The organism is Aggregatibacter sp. HK296, from assembly GCF_980469475.1.
In genome coordinates this window covers 424,286-438,398 of the sequence record NZ_OZ413142.1, presented here as the reverse complement: position 1 = coordinate 438,398, position 14,113 = coordinate 424,286, and the positions used below count along the sequence as shown (strand labels likewise).

Genomic DNA, 14,113 nt, shown 5'->3' with positions numbered 1-14,113 from the left:
AGGGCGATAAAGGGGATGCAACATCCGATGGAACGGCATTATTCGGTCGTCAATCAACAGGGCGAAGAATTTTGTATTACGCCTGAGCTTTGGCTTAGAAATCAGCAACAACAAACCGCCCTCTTACGTTATTTGGCGTTACCGTTAAAAGAAGATGCCCAAACGCTGTGGCTGGGATTAGATTCGTTAACCAATCTTGCTGCTTGCGAAACCTTTTCCTTTCTCAGTGGAAAGCACATTGAGCCGGTGTTATTGCCTAGCCATGTACTCAAAAGCGCACTACAGGATTTAACAAAATCTGAAAAAGTCGAGGAAAATCAACCGCTCTTTTATTCAACTGAACTACAAGAACAGCCTGATACCCAGCAAATTGATGAGCCGATCATTCAACAACTCAATCAGATTTTTGAAAACGCTACACAGAAAAAAGCATCCGATATTCATTTGGAACCGCAAGCCGACGGATTACAAGTGCGTTTTCGTATTGATGGCGTATTGCAAGTACAAGAACAAATTTCACGTTCTTTGGCAAACCGCTTAATTTCCCGTCTGAAATTATTGGCGAAATTGGATATTAGCGAGACACGTTTACCGCAAGACGGCCGCTTTCAGTTTAAAACCACCTTTTCCGATATTTTAGATTTTCGTCTCTCGACCCTTGCGACCCAATTTGGCGAAAAAGCTGTGTTGCGTTTACAGCAAAATCGACCCGTTCAGTTGGAATTCAGTGAATTGGGCATGACCGAATCGCAGCAACAACTTTTCCGTCATGCATTAAGCCAACCCCAAGGGTTGATTTTAGTAACCGGCCCGACAGGTAGCGGCAAAAGTATTTCTTTGTATACGGCATTACAGTATTTAAATACACCGGAAAAACACATTATGACGGCAGAGGATCCCATTGAAATTCAGTTGCCAGGCATTATTCAAACTCAAGTAAATAATCCTATTGGCTTGGATTTCAGCCGTCTCCTTCGCACCTTCTTACGCCAAGATCCCGACATCATTATGCTAGGTGAAATTCGTGATGAAGAAAGTGCCGCCATGGCACTACGCGCCGCACAAACAGGACACTTAGTCCTTTCTACCTTACACACCAATGATGCTCCTTCCGCCATTTCCCGCTTGCAACAGTTGGGCATTCAGCGCCATGAAATCGACAGCAGTTTGCTGCTCGTCATTGCGCAACGGTTGGTGCGTAAACGTTGCCTAAAGTGCGGTGGAAATCCCGCGTGTTTTTGTGACTGTCATCAAGGCTACAAAGGACGTATCGGGGTATATCAATTTCTACAGCCTCAGTCGCACCATCCACAAGGCTATACAATGGATTTCGATGATTTACGTCAAAGCGCCTTAGAAAAAATCAAAAACGGCATAACTGATTTGGCTGAAATTCAACGGGTATTAGGACAAACATATGACTAAATTAAAACTGTTTCGTTGGCGAGCCTTCAATCGGTTACAACAAAAACAAAAAGGACTCATCGTAGCAGAAAGCGAAGCAAAGGCACGGCAGCAGTTAATGGCGCGAGGTTTGCAAAGCATTACATTGCAACAAAACTGGCAACTGAGCAATAAGCCGAAAAATGCCGAGATCTGCGCCTTACTTTCACAGCTCGCGACATTATTACAAGCCGCGGTCCCCTTAAAACATAGTCTGCAAATTCTGTTGCAAAACTGCACCAATATCGCACTGAATCAATGGCTCCGTCTCTTATTACGAGACATTGAAAGGGGTTTAGCCTTTTCTCAAGCCTTAGAACAACAAGGGTTATACCTTACCTATCAAGAACGCCAACTTATTCAAGTAGGTGAAATGACCGGCAAACTTGCTGCGGTTTGTCATGAAATAGCCCAACATAAACAACAAACACTGGCGTTGCAGCGTAAAATACAAAAAATCCTGCTTTATCCTGTGTTGGTACTCGGTATTTCATTAATCTTGACCATCCTTTTATTGTTATTCATCGTGCCACAGTTTGCCGCAATGTATGACAACAACAGCGCCCAACTCCCCACCTTTACACAACTTCTGCTTACGCTCTCCCAAGGGTTACAAAATTATTGGTTGGCTCTACTCATCGTTGGTGTACTCACCGGCATATTGATTCGTTTTCGATTAAAACGGTCCCCTTGGTTTCATCGACAAAAAACGCGCCTGATCAATAGTATTCCGTTGCTTAATCACATCATTCAGCTTTCCCGTTTGGTGAGATTCAGCCGCAGTTTATTTTTGATGTTACAGGCTGGCATTCCACTAAATCAGGCACTTCAATCTTTCCTGCCGAAACAACAAAGTTGGCAAACCAAACCTCAATTACAAGGTGATTTAGTATTAATTGCAGAGGTGCAATCGGCACTCCATTGGATTCAACAAGGCTATCCGTTTTCCGCCAGCGTGAGTGGACAAATTTTTCCCCCTGCGGCCCAACAAATGCTACAAGTAGGAGAACAAAGCGGACAATTGCCCAAGATGCTGCAATTTATCGCCAACGATCATCAACAACAGCTAGATCATCAAATTGATCTCCTGTCACAAATGCTTGAACCTTTATTAATGGTGATTATCGGCGGACTTATCGGTTTAATTATGCTCGGCATGTACCTACCGATTTTCAATATGGGTTCGCTAGTACAATGATGTGGTTATTCTTTCTGCTTGCTGGTGTTGTCTGTGGCGGGTTGGTACATAATTATATAGTGCACTTTGCCCGCAAATTAAGCCATGAGGTTTACAGCGCATACATTGAAATTTACCCGGAAAATCCACCGCACTTTATGCCGGAAAAATCCGTTCTCAAGCCACTCCAAAGACAAGCTTCCGCAATGACTTACGGCATGCTGTTCGCACTGTTGTTTTTACTTTGCTATGCCACCAATGACGAGCCATCAAAGGGACTTTGCCTTGCGCTTTATATCACCATTTTGAGCGCAATTTCTTTGGTGGATTGGCACTATCGCCTGATCTCGCCCACATTGTGCCAAGCCTTACTTGCCCTCGGCTTAGGAGCGGCATATTGGCAAATCGGAGCATTATCCCTTGAACAAAGCCTACAAAGTGCGGTCCTCTTTGGAGGCGTTTTTTATGCTATCTATCATGCTGCCAAAGGGTACTACCGACAAGAAGCGTTAGGACGAGGCGACTACTGGCTGGCTCTCGGGTTAGGGGCTTTTATGCCAACACAGCAACTCCCCGCCTTTTTATTCCTCGCCTGCCTCTTCGGCTTAACTTACGCGACCTACGCCAAGTATCGAAACCGTACACTCAACGCGGTCCCATTCGGCCCATTTCTCTCTTTTTCCGGGCTCGTCTGTTTATTGCTTAATTGAACATATGAACGTATGATCGCGCCACTGTTGATTATACAAAGGACATAACATGACATATGTGGTTGGGCTAACAGGCGGAATCGGTAGCGGCAAAAGCACCATCGCCGAATTATTCGCAGAGCTTGGCATATCGATCGTTGATGCCGATCTCATTGCTCGCCAAGTGGTAGAAAAAGGCTCACCGTTATTGGCAGAAATCGCAGCTCATTTCGGACCGGAAATTTTACTTGAAGACGGTGCACTCAATCGCGCAGCCTTGCGGGAAAAGGTGTTTAATCATGAAAGTGAGAAGCAATGGCTCAATCAGTTATTACACCCAGCCATTCGGCATGAAATGTTGCGACAACTCGCCGCACAACAAGCGCCTTATTGCATTTTTATGGTGCCGTTATTAATTGAGAATAATTTGATCGCACTTTGCCAACGGGTATTGATAGTGGATGTGAGCGAACAAACCCAAATGACGCGGGCAAGTCAACGCGATAACAACCAATTAGCGTTAATCAAAAATATCATGCAATCGCAAGTCAGCCGATCGGAGCGCCTACAACACGCCGATGATGTCATCAATAACGATGCGGATTTAAGCGAAAGCCTGCCACAGTTAAAACAAAAAGTGCTAGACTTGCACCACCTTTATTTACAACTCGCGGAGAAATTCAATGAGCGATGATATCTTTACTGTTCCTTGCCCTATTTGCTATAAACAGGTTGAATGGTCGGAACAAAGCCCTTACCGCCCTTTTTGTAGCAAGCGCTGCCAGCTTATTGATTTAGGAGAATGGGCGGCAGAAGAAAAGGCGATTCCATGCGAAACCGCCGATTTTGCGGCTAACGGCCTATTAAATGAAGACAATGACTGGGTAAACCACTCATGAAAATTCAGCACGAGCAAAATGCCGAGCAAGGTAGCTTTTTTGTGTTAGACGAAAAACAACAACCTGTTGCCAAACTCACTTATTTTTTCATTGACGACCACACCATCAATGCCAATCACACTTATGTGTCGGAAACATTACGTGGGCAAGGCGTTGCAGACAAGTTATATCAAGCCTTAATCACGTTTATTCGAGAAAATCAGCTCAAATTGCTGCCCACATGCAGTTATATTGCAAAAAAATGGCAACGCAACCAACGGCATGATTGAGATCTTAAAATTATATTGCTAGAATTTATCGCACTTTATGTGCAAGCATAAATTGTTCGGACGAAGGTAGCTGGAGAGCGGGGAATTGACCCCACGCCGACGAGGTAAAATCTTTCAGGCGCGATGGCAGGGACTGTTACTGGACGAACCCTTGGAGAGATCCAAGGTACTTTTCAAGTTCGACTTGAAAGTACTCATGGACGCCGAAGGCGCAAAGAAGCGGAATGTTCACCGCTTTTCAAACGCTCAGGCAAAAGGACAGGGGCAGAAGATTTCGGTGAATATAACGTACTCAATTTATTGAGTTATTTCCTATCTTATCTATCCGTAAAATTCTTTCCGCCTCCTTGTAATCAGGTTATTTACGAGGAACCATCAATGACATTCGAAAATATTTTATCTGCAATAGACTCTTTTATATGGGGTCCGCCTCTACTCATTTTATTATCCGGTACCGGATTATATTTAACCCTTCGCTTAGGCTTTATTCAAATCGTTCAATTGCCTCGTGCCTTACGCTATTTGTTTAAACGCGATTCGGGCTTACAACAAAAAGGGGATGTATCTTCTTTTGCCGCCTTGTGTACCGCACTTGCCGCCACCATCGGCACAGGGAACATCGTGGGCGTTGCAACAGCAGTACAAGCCGGTGGTCCAGGTGCTATCTTCTGGATGTGGTTAGTCGCATTGCTTGGCATGGCGACCAAATACGCCGAATGTTTGTTAGCCGTTAAATATCGTGTACGCGACAAAAACGGTTTTATGGCGGGCGGTCCGATGTATTACATCGAACGCGGCCTTGGTTTGGGATGGCTAGCAAAACTCTTTGCCCTATTTGGCGTACTCGTCGCATTCTTTGGTATCGGCACGTTCCCGCAAGTCAACGCCATCACCCATGCGATGCAAGATACTTTTAGCATTCCCGTCAGTATCACCGCGGCTATCATCACTCTGTTAGTAGGCTTAATTATTCTTGGTGGAGTAAAACGTATCGCGTTGGTGTCATCCTACATCGTGCCATTTATGGCAGTCTTTTATGTTGCGACATCCATCATTATCATTCTGTTAAATTTAGACAAAATTCCGACCGCACTTCAGTTAATCATTCACAGTGCATTCAATCCAGAAGCCGCATTGGGCGGTGCATTAGGTTTTACCGTGATGAAAGCCATCCAATCCGGTGTAGCTCGCGGGATTTTCTCCAATGAATCCGGTTTAGGGAGCGCTCCGATTGCTGCGGCTGCCGCGCAAACCAAAGAGCCGGTACGCCAAGGCCTGATTTCCATGACCGGTACATTCTTAGATACGATTATCGTCTGTACTATGACGGGGATTGTTTTAGTCCTAACCGGCGCGTGGCAAACGCCAGGCATGGAAGGTGCTGTCGTGACCAACTATGCATTCTCTCAAGGTTTAGGCTCTTCTATTGGCGCTACGATTGTCACCATTGGACTCCTGTTTTTCGCCTTTACGACCATTCTTGGCTGGTGCTATTACGGTGAACGTTGCTTTGTTTATTTGGTGGGCATCCGAGGTATTAAACTCTACCGTATCGCATTTATCGCATTAGTCGGCTGTGGCGCATTTATTCATTTAAACCTCATTTGGATTTTAGCGGATATCGTCAACGGCTTAATGGCGATTCCAAACTTAATTGCCTTAATCGGGTTACGCAAAGTGATCATTGAAGAAACGAAAGACTATTTTTCACGCCTCAATGCCAATCAGTTTGACCAAGACGAAATGACCCAATAATAAAAAAGAAAGCGGATATTAAATATAATATCCGCTTTCTTTAACTTACCCATCATAGCAACTTCTCTCCCCAAAAAAAGCATCTTTTCCCAATTTTCAGACCTGGATCATATTTTTAAACTTTTCTTTTTAAACAACCTAAAAAGCGCTTGAAAATTAAAGGCAAGGTTACTATGTTGTAACTAAGGATTTCAACTGGGTCTCAGACCCCATTCACATAAGAGGTAAATGCTATGACATTAAATATTACCAGTAAACAAATGGATATCACCCCTGCAATCCGTGCTCATGTTGAAGAACGACTTGTCAAACTGAATAAATGGCATACCCAACTGATCAATCCTCACTTTATTTTAAACAAAACGCCTAAAGGCTTTTCCGTTGATGCCTCTATCGGCACCCCATTTGGTAACCTCATTGCCAGCGCTGAGGCAGAAGATATGTATAAAGCTATCAACGACGTTGAAGAAAAACTTGAGAAACAGCTCAATAAATTACAACACAAAGGCGAAGCCCGTCGCGCTGATGAACGTTTGAAAGATTCGTTTAACGAATAAAAAAACACCCGTAAAAATGACCGCACTTTTAAAAGAGTGCGGTTTTTTTGATTATCAATAATCAAATTTTAGGAGAAAAAATGGAAATCTTAAAATTCAGTACACTCGCCTGCTCGATCATGACATTAATCGCCTGCGCTCACGCCAATGCCCCAGGAAAAAATAACGATGGCTGGAATGCGTTTAAAGATATTTCTACCGGTGTACATGAACGTCACTACGTGGATTTAGACAGTCAAATTAAATCGATTTCCTTTGAGAAATTTGCCGGCGCATTCGATAGCGATATGAAAAAGCCCGTCTTAAAAGCACGGCAAGGAAGCAAAATTCTTGGCGAAATTTATCAACAAGAATTCAGTGGCAACAGGCTGATTCCGGTGATGTATTTACACAATGGAAAATCAATGAATCCAAGTAACGAACAAGATCTGAAGAAATTAGCCAATGCTAAAAAATTTGAATATTATGAATTTGGTCAAGGACGTTTAAGCCATGCTGTTTTTACAGCGAAGAACGGTATTTGTCAGGATTTCAAAACACAACAAGGCGTGCATTTCAACATGTCTAGCAATTATTATGATCTAGAGAAAAACACCTCCTCTGTTGATAATTACCTCACGTATCAACTCAACGGAATATATGCAAAAGGCACGTTTAGCATTGATGAATACTCTGCGGGTGTCATCAGTGAAGACAAGGCCTTTGTGGAAAAATACACCGACTCCATCAAACAAAATGGCGATAAATTGCCTAACGCTAACGCTGCTGAAAAAGGTCGTATGATTGAACAGGTGATTTGCCGATAGTTTTTCCTCTTATAAAAGTGCGGTGGATCTTCCAACATAAATTATGTTGGAAGATCCACCGCACTTTTTACTTTCCACTAAACAAATCATTTCTAAATGACACGCTTATTGCTAGAATACGCAACGTTTTTTGTAATGTATCAAGTTATAAAGGTTTAACCATGTTAAAGAAATTTATTTTTTCGGGTGTCATTTTATTCCTAACCGGTTGCTCATTATTTGGCACCAAGCAGGATCCAATTCCCGGTGAATATGCCGGCGCAGATTATTTGTTATCCGACGATAATGCACAACGTTGGGTATTCGCCAGCAAACAAGCAGAACAATGTATCTATCCAAATTTAACCCGCATTTTGCAACAGCACTTTCCAAAAGAAGATGCTTACATTCATTCACAATATATTTTCTTCTACCCATTAGAAAACGTCATTGGCGAGAAGTATGTAAAAATTATTCAAGACGATGAAAAATCCATGAATTACGCCACTTATCAATATAAGAAATTTAGACAGGATAAAGTGGAAGAGATGGATAAAGCACAATGTGAGCTGTTAAGAAAAAATGCCGCTGATGATTTAGAAGTGGTAAAAGGTCAATATAAAAATGGCATGATCGAAGTTCAGAAAAATCCTGATGGCACCACAAAATCCGCTGATGGCGTGGCAACTAACCAAAATAAATTCTTCTTTGATATTATCAAATGGGGCTCTGCGCTCTTACTCTAGTCAACATAAACAAAAATACCGATGGAAAACCATCGGTATTTTTATACCTGAAAACACGGTCGAAACTGACCGCACTTTGCCTCTATTTCCCGATACAAAACGAACTAAAAATATTCGTGAGCAAATCATCAGAGGTAAACTGGCCGGTAATTTCACTTAAGGCATCTTGCACCATACGCAACTCTTCCGCCAACAATTCACCGGCATGGAATTGGGTTAATTGAATGTGTCCTGTCTGTAAGTGTTGTGCTGCCTGTTCTAAGGCTTCCAAGTGGCGACGGCGGGCTAAGAAGCCCCCTTCGATACCCGTTTGATACCCCATCGCTTGTTTTAAATGCTCACGCAATAAACCCACGCCTTGCTGAGTTTTTGCGGACAAATTGACGACCGTATAACCGTCTTGCTCATATAAACATTCCGTTTCACCGGTTAAATCCGCTTTGTTGCGAATAAGGGTAACCGGAATAGTGTTCGGTAATTTTGCCAGAAATTCCGACCGCACTTTAATTAAATCTTGTTCGGCATCACTGCTGTCTAGCATCAATAAAATACGATCCGCCTGTTCAATTTCATTCCATGCACGCGAAATACCAATGCGCTCCACCTCATCTGTCGCATCACGTAAGCCTGCAGTATCAATAATATGTAATGGCATGCCATCTAAGTGGATATGCTCGCGCAACACATCCCGCGTAGTACCGGCAATATCAGTGACAATGGCCGCTTCACGTCCGGCAAGGGCATTCAATAAACTGGATTTCCCGGCGTTAGGGCGACCGGCAATGACCACTTTCATCCCTTCACGCAAAATAGAACCTTGTTTCGCTTCGGCACGCACCTGATCCAACTGCGCAATAATGCTATTCAAATGTCCTTCAATTTTGCCATCGGCAAGAAAATCGATTTCTTCATCCGGAAAATCAATCGCCGCCTCGACATAAGTACGTAAATAAATAACCGAATCCACAAGCTGATTCACTTTATTGGAAAACTCGCCTTGCAACGATTTCAGTGCTGAACGTGCTGCCTGTTCGGAGCTGGCATCAATTAAATCGGCAATCGCTTCCGCTTGGGCTAAATCCAATTTATCGTTCAAAAATGCCTGCTCAGAAAACTCGCCTGGACGCGCGAGTCGAATGCCATCAATAAGTAAAATACGCTTTAGCAATAAATCTAATACGACCTGTCCACCGTGTCCTTGAAGTTCAAGTACGTCTTCACCGGTAAAGGAATTTGGCCCTTTAAAATACAATGCAATCCCTTGATCTAACACGGTGCCATCAGCATCTTTAAAGGGCAAATAATCTGCCATTCTCGGTTTTGGACATTTCCCTAACACCGCTTGCGCTACGTCAATAGCTTTGGGGCCTGATACACGTAAAATGCCAATACCACCTCGCCCCGGGGCTGTGGCTTGAGCTACGATTGTTTCTTTCATAAGTCTGCTCTCAAAACGTTTAATTTTTTCTTTATAAGGTCGCTTGTTTCCCCTAATTGGGTCGTTGACAGAACCAACAGTCAAAAAGCATTGCGTTTTGTAACCGCACTTTATGATGCAAAAGTGCGGTCATTTTTTCGTGCATTTTTTAATTAAAATAAAAGGCACAATACGTGCCTTTTAATTCTCTAGATTTCACTATTTTTTATGACGGGTATGTAACCCTTTTTTCTCTAAACCACGATAAATCAGTTGTTGTTGGATAATCGTGATCAAGTTAGACACCAACCAATAAAGTACCAAACCTGCCGGGAACCAAAGGAAGAACACCATGAAGATTAACGGCATGAAGTTCATGATTTTTTGCTGCATCGGATCGGCAACCGGTGTCGGAGACATTTTTTGTAACAAGAACATGGAAGCACCCATTAAGATCGGCAGGATGTAATACGGATCTTGCGCAGACAAGTCTTGAATCCAACCAAAGAATGGCGCATGACGTAATTCAACAGCTTCCATGAATGTCCAGTACAATGCGATGAAAATCGGCATTTGTAATAAGAGCGGTAAACAACCACCTAATGGGTTTACTTTCTCGTCTTTGTAGAGTTTCATCATCTCTTGGCTCATACGTTGACGGTCTTCACCGAAACGCTCGCGCATTTCTTGCAATTTTGGTTGCAACATGCGCATTTTAGCCATTGAGGTATATTGTGCTTTTGTCAGCGGATATAAAATCGCTTTAACCACTAACGTAACACAAATAATCGCAACACCCCAGTTGTGAACTAACTGTTGAATGAATGTCAGCAACCAGAATAATGGTTTTGCAATAAACCAGGCCCAACCATAGTCCACTGTTAAATCTAAATGATCTGCGACTTGCCCCATTTCATTTTGTAATTTTGGACCGGTCCATAATTTGCTGGTTAATTTCTCAGTTGTATTCGGTTGAATCGCAACAACCGGACCGCGATACCCAATTGAGCCGATGTTGTTGGCTTTATCCGTTAAAGTATAAAGTTGGTTATCGGCATCTTGATTTGGAATCCAAGCAGAAACGAAATAGTGTTGCAACACAGCAACCCAACCGGCTTTAGTATTCACTGATAAATTGGCATTTTCCATGTCACTAAAACTGTATTTTTTATAATTAGTTTCAGAAGAAGAATAAGCACCACCGGTATAAGTTGGCATCGCCACGTTACCAGAGCTATCAACTAAAGTATGTCTTAACTGACCATAAGGCTCAACTTCAATCGTTTTATCGCTTTGGTTATTAATTTCATAATTGACCGCAATGTCATATTCACCGCGTTTCAATACAAAAATTTTACGATAAGTCACGCCCTCTTTTTGATAAACCAAAGGAACAATTAATTCGTTTTGACCATCGGCTAATTTGAAGTTTTCACCCTCAACTTGATAATCAGCACGACCTGCTTTCGTATCAATACCATCTTTACCGATTAAACCGCTTTGAGCGATATAAACGTGTTCCGGTGTATTTTGTAACAATACAAATGGCATGTTGGAATCTAGTTCAGCATCATATTTCAACAATTCAGAACTAATAACATCCCCACCTAAGGTATTAATTTTCAAACGGAATACATCATTTTCTAAGGTAATCACTTTACCTTTTACTTGGGTATCCGTTGCGATGACTGTATTGCTCCCAGTAGAAGAAGCCGGCACATCCGAAGTGGATGTTACAGTTTGCTCAGTTGCCACAGGTTTTGGCGTGTGATAATCAAGTTGCCATTGCTGATAAACAATAAAAGACATAAAAAGTAGTGCAATGACCAACAGGCCGCGTCTTGAATCCATTATTTATTCTCTGTTTTGTTATTATTGATCTTGGGTGGAACGGGATCGTATCCACCCGCGTTTAAAGGATGACATTTTAATATACGTTTAAGCGTAAGCCAACCACCTTTTACCACCCCATGCGTTTTTACCGCATCAATCCCGTAGCAAGAACAAGTTGGTGTGAAACGACAACGGGGACCAATTAATGGGCTAATAACAATCTGATAAAAACGAATTAATCCGATAAGGATTTTTGCGCCAAACGAATGTGTCTTTGCCATAATTTATCCAGGGTTTGCCATAAAGTGCGGTTGTCTAAACGGCCGATTCCCTGTTTTGCTACAACAACAAAATCATAATTCGGTAAGCTATGCTGTGCTAAACGAAAAGATTCACGACATAACCGTTTAATACGATTACGATCATGGGCTCGTTTGAGGTGTTTTTTGGCCACAGTTAAACCTAAGCGAGGATGTTCGAGTCGATTTGTGCGGGCAAGAATGGTGATTTCAGGTGAACTAGCGCGGAACGGCTGTTGGAAGACGTATTTAAAATGTTCGGGAGTTAACAAACGTAACTCCCTAGGAAAGTTTAGCTTAACCACATTGATATGCGATTAGGCAGATAAACTTTTACGACCTTTAGCACGACGACGAGCTAAAACTTGACGGCCATTTTTAGTTGCCATACGAGCACGGAAACCGTGAGTACGGCTACGTTTTAATACAGAAGGTTGAAATGTGCGTTTCATTATAATGTACCTAAGTCAAATAGTTTCAGTAACTGTTTCTACTTTAAACGCTGGGAAACGTTTAAATAAACAAAGATTATCAAAAAATAAGGAACGGAATTGTAATCATAAATTCAGCGTTCGTCAAATGAGATTAGGAAAAAACACCTTAACTCGTTCATTTTTCCATCACTCACAGCATTTAAAAGCGAGGCGATTATACGGTTTTGGCTAAAAATGGCAAGCAACCTTTTTTGCTTTTTTTAGAGCCAGATAGCAGATCTTTTTCCTCTGTTATTGTAAAATAATCACCTTTCCAACCGCACTTTATTGCCGAAAATTTGGCCGTTCAATAAGTAATACCTATATAAAACAATAAGATAAAAGGTTGGCAAGGTAATCGAAGGAAAACTATAAACCAATTAACAAGGGATATATTAACGTGGAACACCAGCCGAATTCTCTGTGGCAAAATTGCCTGTTGCAACTACAAGATAAAATTCCTACGGACGATTTCAAAATCTGGCTCTATCCGTTGCAAGCTGAGGCTAGCTCAAGCGGTATCTTACTTTATGCATCAAATGCTTTTGTGCAAAAATGGGTAATTGATAACTATCTTCCTTTAATTACTGATATTGCTCGCCAAACCAGTGCGAATCCCAACCTTAGCATATCGGTTATTGAAGGTATTAAACCTACCGCACCCAAAGTAGAAAAACCAGCGAAGAAACAAAGCGCGGTCAGTTTTTCGGAAGAAAAAAGTACAAGTAAAACACCTTATCATTCCAATCTAAATACCAAATTAGTTTTCGAAAATTTCGTTGAGGGTAAATCCAACCAACTGGCTCGTGCTGTGGCTCAAAAAGTAGCTGATAATCCCGGTGAACAAACCGCTAACCCGCTCTTTTTATATGGCGGTACGGGCTTAGGTAAAACCCACTTATTGCATGCGATTGGCAACGGCATTATTGCCAATAATCCAGAGGCGCGCGTCGTGTATATTCATTCCGAGCGTTTCGTTCAACAGGTTGTCGCTTATATTCGCGATAACAAAATGGAAGAATTTAAAAAATTCTACCGCTCTTTAGATGCATTGTTAGTGGATGATATTCAATTTTTCAGCGACAAAGAAAAAACCCAAGAGGAATTTTTCCATATTTTCAATACCTTATTTGAACGTGGACGCCAAATTATTCTCACTTCCGACCGCTATCCACGTGAAATTGAAAAAATTGAAGAACGTCTAAAATCGCGCTTTGGTTGGGGGCTCACGACAGCCATTGAACCGCCGGATCTTGAAACCCGTGTTGCCATTTTGATGAAAAAAGCGGAAGAAAATAACGTGGATTTACCTCATGAGGTGGCATTTTTCATCGGTCAAAAATTACGCACCAACGTGCGTGAATTGGAAGGTGCCTTAAACCGAGTAAAAGCCATGCAGGAATTTAAAGGCGAACCGATCACCATTGATTTTGTGCGTGAAACGTTAAAAGACATGTTGGCGTTACAAGACAAACTGGTAACCGTAGACAATATTCAAAAAGTAGTCGCTGAATATTACCGCATTAAAGTATCCGATTTAAAATCCAAAAATCGCTCTCGCTCAGTGGCTCGCCCACGCCAAGTGGCAATGGCGCTGGCAAAAGAATTAACCAACCGCAGCCTACCGGAAATTGGCAAATCCTTCGGTGACCGCGATCACACCACTGTTTTACACGCCTGTCGCACGATTGCCAGTTTCCGCGACACCGATCCGAATATTCAAGAAGATTGGGCTAACTTAATCCGAACTTTATCCGTATAGGAGTCACCA

Annotated in this window: 16 protein-coding genes and 1 riboswitch; of the genes, 11 read left to right on the top strand and 5 right to left on the bottom strand. The window is 42.3% G+C overall.

Annotated features, from left to right (window positions below):
* The first annotated feature begins 15 nt into the window (after positions 1-15).
* From AC30SH_RS02210 to AC30SH_RS02165, 10 genes are all read left to right on the top strand, one after another.
* Complete coding sequence (locus AC30SH_RS02210; protein ID WP_489582053.1) at positions 16-1,425, top strand: GspE/PulE family protein; 1,410 nt, start codon at positions 16-18, stop codon at positions 1,423-1,425.
* A complete protein-coding gene (locus tag AC30SH_RS02205) occupies positions 1,418-2,641 on the top strand; it encodes a type II secretion system F family protein (RefSeq protein ID WP_489582052.1) in 1,224 nt (407 codons plus the stop codon). Before AC30SH_RS02210 ends, AC30SH_RS02205 begins: the two co-directional genes overlap by 8 nt.
* Positions 2,638-3,330, top strand: a complete 693-nt coding sequence (locus AC30SH_RS02200; RefSeq protein ID WP_489582051.1) for a prepilin peptidase — start codon at positions 2,638-2,640, stop codon at positions 3,328-3,330. Before AC30SH_RS02205 ends, AC30SH_RS02200 begins: the two co-directional genes overlap by 4 nt.
* 49 nt (positions 3,331-3,379) lie before the next feature.
* On the top strand, positions 3,380-4,003 hold the full coding sequence (gene coaE, locus AC30SH_RS02195; RefSeq protein WP_489582050.1) for a dephospho-CoA kinase: 624 nt from the start codon (positions 3,380-3,382) through the stop codon (positions 4,001-4,003).
* Positions 3,993-4,208: a DNA gyrase inhibitor YacG gene (gene yacG, locus AC30SH_RS02190; protein ID WP_489582049.1), complete on the top strand. Its 216-nt coding sequence runs from the start codon at positions 3,993-3,995 to the stop codon at positions 4,206-4,208. Before coaE ends, yacG begins: the two co-directional genes overlap by 11 nt.
* Positions 4,205-4,477 carry a GNAT family N-acetyltransferase gene (locus AC30SH_RS02185; protein WP_489582048.1) on the top strand — a complete coding sequence of 91 codons (273 nt, stop codon included), beginning with the start codon at positions 4,205-4,207 and terminating at the stop codon, positions 4,475-4,477. The genes yacG and AC30SH_RS02185 overlap by 4 nt, the downstream gene beginning before the upstream one ends.
* Before the next feature lie 141 nt (positions 4,478-4,618).
* A riboswitch (glycine riboswitch) is annotated at positions 4,619-4,749 on the top strand.
* A gap of 106 nt (positions 4,750-4,855) precedes the next feature.
* A complete protein-coding gene (locus AC30SH_RS02180; RefSeq protein WP_111305248.1) occupies positions 4,856-6,232 on the top strand; it encodes an alanine/glycine:cation symporter family protein in 1,377 nt (458 codons plus the stop codon).
* A 233-nt stretch (positions 6,233-6,465) separates the two neighbouring features.
* The gene (gene raiA, locus AC30SH_RS02175) at positions 6,466-6,789 is read left to right on the top strand and encodes a ribosome-associated translation inhibitor RaiA (RefSeq protein WP_006719151.1); all 324 of its coding nucleotides are present in this window, start codon (positions 6,466-6,468) and stop codon (positions 6,787-6,789) included.
* A gap of 80 nt (positions 6,790-6,869) precedes the next feature.
* Positions 6,870-7,595: a DUF8095 domain-containing protein gene (locus AC30SH_RS02170; protein ID WP_489582047.1), complete on the top strand. Its 726-nt coding sequence runs from the start codon at positions 6,870-6,872 to the stop codon at positions 7,593-7,595.
* 161 nt (positions 7,596-7,756) lie between these two features.
* Positions 7,757-8,320 (top strand): DUF5358 domain-containing protein, encoded by a 564-nt coding sequence (locus tag AC30SH_RS02165; protein WP_109431999.1) that lies wholly within the window; start codon positions 7,757-7,759, stop codon positions 8,318-8,320.
* Positions 8,321-8,402: 82 nt separating this feature from the next.
* Here AC30SH_RS02165 and mnmE read toward each other — a convergent pair whose 3' ends face one another.
* The 5 genes from mnmE to rpmH all read right to left on the bottom strand — a co-directional run bounded on the left by mnmE (position 8,403) and on the right by rpmH (position 12,321).
* A complete protein-coding gene (gene mnmE / locus AC30SH_RS02160) occupies positions 8,403-9,758 on the bottom strand; it encodes a tRNA uridine-5-carboxymethylaminomethyl(34) synthesis GTPase MnmE (protein WP_489582046.1) in 1,356 nt (451 codons plus the stop codon).
* Positions 9,759-9,956: 198 nt separating this feature from the next.
* Positions 9,957-11,588: a membrane protein insertase YidC gene (gene yidC / locus AC30SH_RS02155; protein ID WP_048749384.1), complete on the bottom strand. Its 1,632-nt coding sequence runs from the start codon at positions 11,586-11,588 to the stop codon at positions 9,957-9,959.
* Positions 11,588-11,851, bottom strand: coding sequence for a membrane protein insertion efficiency factor YidD (gene yidD / locus AC30SH_RS02150; RefSeq protein ID WP_082161918.1), 264 nt, complete (start codon positions 11,849-11,851; stop codon positions 11,588-11,590). Before yidD ends, yidC begins: the two co-directional genes overlap by 1 nt.
* Positions 11,806-12,174 carry a ribonuclease P protein component gene (gene rnpA, locus AC30SH_RS02145; protein ID WP_048749382.1) on the bottom strand — a complete coding sequence of 123 codons (369 nt, stop codon included), beginning with the start codon at positions 12,172-12,174 and terminating at the stop codon, positions 11,806-11,808. The genes yidD and rnpA overlap by 46 nt, the downstream gene beginning before the upstream one ends.
* 12 nt (positions 12,175-12,186) lie before the next feature.
* Complete coding sequence (gene rpmH, locus AC30SH_RS02140; RefSeq protein WP_005539760.1) at positions 12,187-12,321, bottom strand: 50S ribosomal protein L34; 135 nt, start codon at positions 12,319-12,321, stop codon at positions 12,187-12,189.
* A 421-nt stretch (positions 12,322-12,742) separates the two neighbouring features.
* Between rpmH and dnaA the strand changes: the two genes are divergently transcribed.
* Positions 12,743-14,104, top strand: coding sequence for a chromosomal replication initiator protein DnaA (gene dnaA / locus AC30SH_RS02135; RefSeq protein WP_212509904.1), 1,362 nt, complete (start codon positions 12,743-12,745; stop codon positions 14,102-14,104).
* Positions 14,105-14,113 lie beyond the last annotated feature (9 nt).

Coding starts and splice junctions, on each gene's coding strand:
- AC30SH_RS02185 (WP_489582048.1), top strand. CDS start 4,205: ATGAAAATTCAGCACGAGCAAAATGCCGAGCAAGGTAGCTTTTTTGTG.
- raiA (WP_006719151.1), top strand. CDS start 6,466: ATGACATTAAATATTACCAGTAAACAAATGGATATCACCCCTGCAATC.
- mnmE (WP_489582046.1), bottom strand. CDS start 9,758: ATGAAAGAAACAATCGTAGCTCAAGCCACAGCCCCGGGGCGAGGTGGT.
- AC30SH_RS02180 (WP_111305248.1), top strand. CDS start 4,856: ATGACATTCGAAAATATTTTATCTGCAATAGACTCTTTTATATGGGGT.
- rpmH (WP_005539760.1), bottom strand. CDS start 12,321: ATGAAACGCACATTTCAACCTTCTGTATTAAAACGTAGCCGTACTCAC.
- AC30SH_RS02165 (WP_109431999.1), top strand. CDS start 7,757: ATGTTAAAGAAATTTATTTTTTCGGGTGTCATTTTATTCCTAACCGGT.
- AC30SH_RS02170 (WP_489582047.1), top strand. CDS start 6,870: ATGGAAATCTTAAAATTCAGTACACTCGCCTGCTCGATCATGACATTA.
- coaE (WP_489582050.1), top strand. CDS start 3,380: ATGACATATGTGGTTGGGCTAACAGGCGGAATCGGTAGCGGCAAAAGC.
- yidD (WP_082161918.1), bottom strand. CDS start 11,851: ATGGCAAAGACACATTCGTTTGGCGCAAAAATCCTTATCGGATTAATT.
- AC30SH_RS02205 (WP_489582052.1), top strand. CDS start 1,418: ATGACTAAATTAAAACTGTTTCGTTGGCGAGCCTTCAATCGGTTACAA.
- yidC (WP_048749384.1), bottom strand. CDS start 11,588: ATGGATTCAAGACGCGGCCTGTTGGTCATTGCACTACTTTTTATGTCT.
- AC30SH_RS02200 (WP_489582051.1), top strand. CDS start 2,638: ATGATGTGGTTATTCTTTCTGCTTGCTGGTGTTGTCTGTGGCGGGTTG.
- yacG (WP_489582049.1), top strand. CDS start 3,993: ATGAGCGATGATATCTTTACTGTTCCTTGCCCTATTTGCTATAAACAG.
- AC30SH_RS02210 (WP_489582053.1), top strand. CDS start 16: ATGCAACATCCGATGGAACGGCATTATTCGGTCGTCAATCAACAGGGC.